At 72.6% G+C, this 5860-nt stretch carries 5 protein-coding genes; 1 reads left to right on the top strand and 4 read right to left on the bottom strand.

Annotated elements, in window-relative coordinates:
- The 4 genes from ACYVE9_RS13555 to ACYVE9_RS13570 form a co-directional block, all read right to left on the bottom strand.
- Window positions 1-872: CNNM domain-containing protein (locus tag ACYVE9_RS13555; protein ID WP_461028073.1), on the bottom strand; the 872-nt coding region annotated here is incomplete at its 3' end.
- Window positions 869-2200: a hemolysin family protein gene (locus ACYVE9_RS13560; protein ID WP_461028074.1), complete on the bottom strand. Its 1332-nt coding sequence runs from the start codon at window positions 2198-2200 to the stop codon at window positions 869-871. The genes ACYVE9_RS13560 and ACYVE9_RS13555, both read right to left, overlap by 4 nt.
- 160 nt (window positions 2201-2360) lie before the next feature.
- A complete protein-coding gene (locus ACYVE9_RS13565; protein ID WP_461028075.1) occupies window positions 2361-3383 on the bottom strand; it encodes a hemolysin family protein in 1023 nt (340 codons plus the stop codon).
- The gene (locus ACYVE9_RS13570) at window positions 3380-4717 is read right to left on the bottom strand and encodes a hemolysin family protein (RefSeq protein ID WP_461028076.1); all 1338 of its coding nucleotides are present in this window, start codon (window positions 4715-4717) and stop codon (window positions 3380-3382) included. The genes ACYVE9_RS13565 and ACYVE9_RS13570 overlap by 4 nt, the downstream gene beginning before the upstream one ends.
- Before the next feature lie 626 nt (window positions 4718-5343).
- On the opposite strand from ACYVE9_RS13570, the gene ACYVE9_RS13575 reads away from it, so the two are divergent.
- Window positions 5344-5799 (top strand): tellurite resistance TerB family protein, encoded by a 456-nt coding sequence (locus ACYVE9_RS13575; RefSeq protein ID WP_461028077.1) that lies wholly within the window; start codon window positions 5344-5346, stop codon window positions 5797-5799.
- The last annotated feature ends 61 nt before the right edge of the window (window positions 5800-5860 follow it).

Here is a 5860-nt window from a genome sequence, read left to right on the forward strand (position 1 = left end):
CGCAGCTCGGGGACCGGGCGGGCCAACTGGCGGGCGGTCGCCGTCCGGGAGCGGGACCGGGCGACGAGGGCGTCGCGGGCGTGCACCGAGCCGAGGAACGCGTCACCGTCCCGGACCAGCAGCCGCGTGCGGTCGTGGGCCGTGCTCGCGGCCAGGATGCCCTCGCAGTCCGCGTCGGCCGGTACGGACAGGATGCGGTCCGCCGGGACCAGCAGGCCGCTGACCGGGGACTGCGGCTCGGTCAGGCTCTGCTTCAGCAGCACCGACTCGTCCTGGCTGATCAGGCCGAGCCGCTGGGACTCGACGACCAGGTGGGTGAGCTGCTCCCGGTTGTGCACCGACGCCAGCTCGTCCCGCGGGGTGACCCGGCACAGCCGGACCAGGGCGTTGCTGATCCGGTTGAGCACCCAGATCAGCGGACGCACCAGCCGGATCACGGACCGGAACAGCGGTGTCAGCAGCATCGCCGAGCGTTCCGGGTGGGCGATCGCCCACGACTTGGGCGCCATCTCGCCCACGACCATGTGCAGGAAGACGACAACGGTCATCGCGAAGACGAACGCGATGCCGTAGCTGAGTCCGGACGGCAGCCCCAGCTCCAGCAGGAGCGGGTCGACCTGCCCGGAGATCGCCGGTTTGGAGACGCTGCCCAGGCCCAGCGTGCAGACCGTGATGCCGAGCTGGGCGCCGGCCAGCATCAGCGACAACTCGCGCATGCCGGCCAGCGCGGCCTTCGCGCCGCGCCGGCCTTCGGCGACCGCCTTCTCCATCCGGTGCTGCTTGGCGGCCACCAGGGCGAACTCGGCCGCCACGAAGAAGCCGCTGCCCGCCAGCAGGGCGGCGGTGACCAGAAGAACTGTCAGGGGGCTCATGCGGTCTCCTCCGCTGCCGGGGCGGCACGACGTTCCAGCCGCACCCGCTCGGGCACGTGCCGGGTGAGGGTGCGGACCTCGATCAGCACCCGGTCCCCGTCCGGCAGGTCGACGGTGAGCCGGTCGCCGACGGCCGGGAACCGGCCGAGCCGGTCGACGACCAGGCCGGCGACCGTCTCGTAGTCCTCGTCGGCGGGCAGCACGATGCCGGTGGCGTCCACCACCTCGTCCAGCCGAAGGCCCGCGTCGAGCAGCCAGCCGCCGCCGTCCGCGACGATCCCCGCCTCCTCCGGGTCGGACTCGTCGGCGATCTCGCCCACCAGCTCCTCGGCGATGTCCTCGAAGGTGACGATGCCGGCCAGGCCGCCGTGCTCGTCCAGCACGACCGCGAACTCCTCCCCGGCCTCGTCCAGCCGCCGGATCGCGTCCGGCAGCGGGAGGGTCACGGGCAGCAGCAGCGCGGGCCGGGCCAGCGTGCCCGTGGACGACGCGGCGATCTCCGCGCCGCTCCTGCGCATCAGTTCGCGCACCCCGATCACCCCGGTGATGTCGTCGGTGCGTTCCCCGGTGACCGGGTAGTTGGAGTGCCCGTAGGCGGCGATCTGCCCGACCGCCTCGGTGGCGGGCGTGTCCTCCCGCAGGTAGGCGGTGTCCACGCGCGGCACCATGACCTCCGCGAGCGTCCGCTCGGAGAACTCCAGCACGTGGTCCACCAGGTCCGCGGTGTGCCTGGGGAGGTAACCGTGCTCGTGCGAGGCACCGATGAGGTGCCCGAGCTCCTCCAGCGTCGCCCCGTGGTGCAGCTCCTCCACGGGCTCGATGCCGAGCCTGCGCAGCAGGCGGTTGGCGGCGCTGTCGAACACGTGGATCAGCGGTCCGACGACCTTCAGGTAAACGAGCGTGGAGGCCGCGAGCGACTTCGCCAGCCGCTCGGGAACGGCCAGTGCCAGGTTCTTCGGGGCGAGTTCGCCGAGCACCATCTGCACCACGGTCGCCAGCACGAACGCCAGTGTCAGGGCGACACCGCCGACCGCGGCCTCCGGCACACCGAGCCCGGTGAGGGCCGGGCTCAGCAGCTCCGCGAGGGCGGGCTCGGCCAGGAAGCCGACCACCAGACCGGTGACGGTAATGCCCAGCTGGGCGCCGGAGAGCATGAAGGACAACCGCTCCAGCACCCGGACGGCGCGGGCGGCGCGCTTGTCGCCGGCCGCCGCCTCACGGGCGAGAGCGAGACGGTCGGCGGCGACGTAGGCGAACTCCTGCGCCACGAAGTAGCCGGTGCCGGCGGTCAGTACCAGGACGGCGAGCAGGCCGAGAGCGGCGTTCACCGCTCACCTCCCGGCTCGTCGGGCAGTGCGGGACCCGGCAAGGGGTCGGGCATGGCTTCCTCGTTCCTCGAAGTTCCTCGGTGGTTCTTCCGGGGTCCGCCCGGACGGTCCGGGTGGGGCTGCGGCAGGCACCGGGCCTGCCGCAGTCCCGCGCCGGCGTTCAGGACGGGGAGCGGGCGGGGCCGACCAGTTCGGCCAGCACGTCCCCCATGGTCACGAAACCGAGCAGGGCGTTCCGCTCGCCGGTGACGGCCGCCAGGTGCGTGCCGGTGGCGCGCATCGCGGTCAGCGTGTCGTCCAGCGGCGTGTCGATGCGCACCTTGGGCACGGAGTGCAGTGCCTCCCGGGGGAACGGCTCGTCGCGGGCCGCCGCCCCGAGGGCGTCCTTGATGTGCAGGTAGCCCAGCACGCCGCCGGTGGGGCCCGTCACCGGCAACCGGGAGAAGCCGGCCGTGGTCGCGGCGTGCTCCAGCTCCCGGGGTGTCACCCGGTGCCCGACGGTGACCACGCGGGGCAGCGGCACCAGCACCGTGCCCACCGGTCGTTTGCCCAGCTCCAGCGCGTCCTTCAGGCGCGTGCTGTCGCCCGGCTCGAGCAGCCCGGCGGCACCCGCGTCCTCGGCCATGCGGAGCAGTTCGTCGTCGGTGAAGACCGACTCGACCTCGTCCCTGGTCTCCACGCGCAGCAACCGCAGCAGGCGGTTGGCGAGCGCGTTGATGCCGAAGACGACCGGCCGCAGCACCCGGGTCACGGCCACCAGGCCGGGGCCCAGCAGCAGAGCGGCGCGTTCCGGTTCGGCCAGGGCGATGTTCTTCGGGACCATCTCACCGAGCACCATGTGCAGGTACGTCGCCGCGGCGAGCGCGATGGCGAACGCCACCGGGTGCACCAGGCCGGACGGCATGTGCACCAGCTTGAACACCGGCTCCAGCAGACGGGCGATGGCCGGCTCGGCCACCGCGCCCAGCACCAGCGAGGACGCGGTGATGCCCAGCTGCGCGGTGGCCATCACGGCCGACAGGTGCTCCAGCGCCCACAGCACGGATTGGGCGCGCTTGGCACCGGCTCGGGCCCGGGGCTCGATCTGGCTGCGGCGCACCGAGATCAGGGCGAACTCGGCGCCCACGAAGAAGGCGTTGACGCCGATCATCATCAGGCCGAGGGCCAGCTGCAACGCGGTCATCGGCTCTCCTCCAGATGTTGCGGGCGGGTCCCGCCCGGCCCGGTCAGGCGCACCCGGTCGGCCCGGTGGTGCGCCATCTCCAGCACCGTCAGACGCCAGCCGTCCAGCTCGACGCTGTCCCCCGGTTCCGGGATGCGCTCCAGTCGGGCCGCGAGCAGTCCGGCGACGGTCTCGTAGGGCCCCTCGGGGATGTGCACGCCCAGGTCGGTCAGCTGGTCCATGCGCATGCTGCCGAGCGCCTCCCACTCCGGGCGCCCGTCCGCGGCGGTGCCGGCCTGCGTCAGGTCGGGCGGCTCGTCCGGGTCGTGCTCGTCGCGGACGTCACCGACGACCTCCTCGACGATGTCCTCCAGCGTGGCCACACCCGCGGTGCCGCCGTACTCGTCGACCACCACCGCCATCGTGCGGCTGTCCCGCAGCCGTTCCAGCAGCCGGTCCACCGGCAGGGTGTCCGGCACCCGCAGCGGTTCACCCATCAGCTCGGTGACGGCGGTGTCGGCGCGTCGCCGCTCGTCCAGGGCGAGGACCTCGCGGATGTGGACCGAGCCGACCACGTCGTCCAGGGTGTCCCGGTAGACGGGGAACCGGGACAGCCCGGTCGCCAGCGTGAGGTTCGCGGCGTCGGCCGCGGTGGCGCGCACGTCCAGCCCCTTGACGTCGACCCGCGGGGTCATCACGTTCTCCGCCGTGAGTGTGCCCAGGTGCAGGGTGCGCACGAACAACTCCGCCGAGTCCGGCTCGATGGCGCCCTCCGCCGCGGAGTGCTCGGCCAGTGAGACCAGCTCACCCGGGGTGCGGGTGGAGGCCAGCTCCTCGGTGGGTTCCAGCCCCAGCCGCCGCACCAGCCGGTTCGCGGTGCTGTTGAGGTGCCGGATCAGCGGGCCGAAAGCGGCGGTGAAGCCGCGCTGCGGCCCGGCGACCACCTTGGCGACGGCCAGCGGGCTGGAGATCGCCCAGTTCTTCGGCACCAGCTCACCCAGCACCATCAGCACGACCGTCGAGACCAGCACGCCCAGGGTCAGTGCCGCCGAGGACGCCAGACCGGCGGGCAGGCCCGTGGCGGTCAGCGGGCCGCGCAGGAGCGCCGCCAGCGACGGTTCCGCGAGCATGCCGATGACCAGCGACGTCACCGTGATGCCCAGTTGCGCACCGGACAGCTGGACGGTCAGCCGGCGGACCGCCCGCAGCGCGCTCTCGGCGCCGCGCTCCCCGTCCTGCGCCGCGCGCTCCAACGTGCTGCGCTCGACCGTCGTCAGGGAGAACTCCGCCGCGACGAACACCGCACAGGCCAGCGTGAGGGCCAGGGCCAGCAGCAGAAGCAGTACCTCGATCACCGTGTCACCCCCGCCCCTGGCACAGGGCCCGCGCGGTGCGGGCTCGGTGGCGGAAGGACACGGCAGGTACTGGGAGGCTCGCCCATGGCGGGTCTGCTGCTCCTCTCGACGGGTCGGGCCGGACGGCCCGACGGGAACACGGGTCTGCCAACAGCGTAGAACGACGGACGGGGGTGCCGCCCGGCCGTGGGTGGGTTGTCAGAGCGCCTCGCTACTCTTCGTGTGCGGATGCGGTCTTTCTGTCATGAGTGGCGGGAAAGCGTCGCCGTGGTTCCGGTGGGCACCGACCCCTTTGCGGGCGGGGTGGTTCCGCGGTCGCCACCGGCTCTCAGCGACTCGTGTGCCACGGCCCGGGCCCGGAAAACCACCGGGACGGCAGGGCCCGCCGAGCCGGAAGGGCTGGGCAGGCCGGAAGGGCCGGGCGTGGGCAGCCGGGGCCGGCCGCCGGGCAGGGCCACGAGATCCCGTTCGAGTCGGTAGGTGGCGGAAGGGACGACGGCGGAGAGTGACGCCGCCGGGCACGGATCGGGCCGCCGATCCGTTGGTCTGACGGTGACCGAACCGTACCGACGACCGGTACGGCGTGCACGAGGTGCACGACACCCCGTAACAACGAAGGAGATCGTATGGCTCTGTGGGACCGGCTCAAGGACTCCGCTGCCTCGATGCAGACCCAGCTCAACTCGAAGAAGACCGAGCTGAAGAGCGGCGGGTTCCGTGACGCCAGCATGGCCATGTGCGCCCTGGTGGCGGCTGCGGACGGCTCCGTCGATCCGGCCGAGCGCCAGCGCGTCGCCGCGCTGATCGCCTCCAACGACGTGTTGCAGAACTTCCCGGCGGCGGACCTCCAGCAGCGGTTCAACGACAACTGCCAGAAGCTGGCCTCCGACTACGAGTTCGGCAAGGTCTCCCTGATGCAGACCATCAGCAAGCTGGAGAAGAAGCCCACCGAGGGCCGTGCCGTGGTGCAGATCGGCATCGTCATCGGCGGCGCCGACGGCCACTTCGACCAGAGCGAGCGCGCCGTGGTCAAGGAGGCCTGCTTCGCGCTGGGCATCGCCCCGCACGAGTTCGACCTCTGAGCCGCCGGCCTCACAAGCCGCCGAGTGCCCGCCCGTCGGCCGCCGACGGAGCGGGCACCGG

Source organism: Streptomyces sparsus (assembly GCF_054776295.1).

Excerpts from the sequence above, each read along its gene's own strand:
- ACYVE9_RS13565 (WP_461028075.1), bottom strand. The coding sequence starts at position 3,383 with ATGACCGCGTTGCAGCTGGCCCTCGGCCTGATGATGATCGGCGTCAAC.
- ACYVE9_RS13575 (WP_461028077.1), top strand. The coding sequence starts at position 5,344 with ATGGCTCTGTGGGACCGGCTCAAGGACTCCGCTGCCTCGATGCAGACC.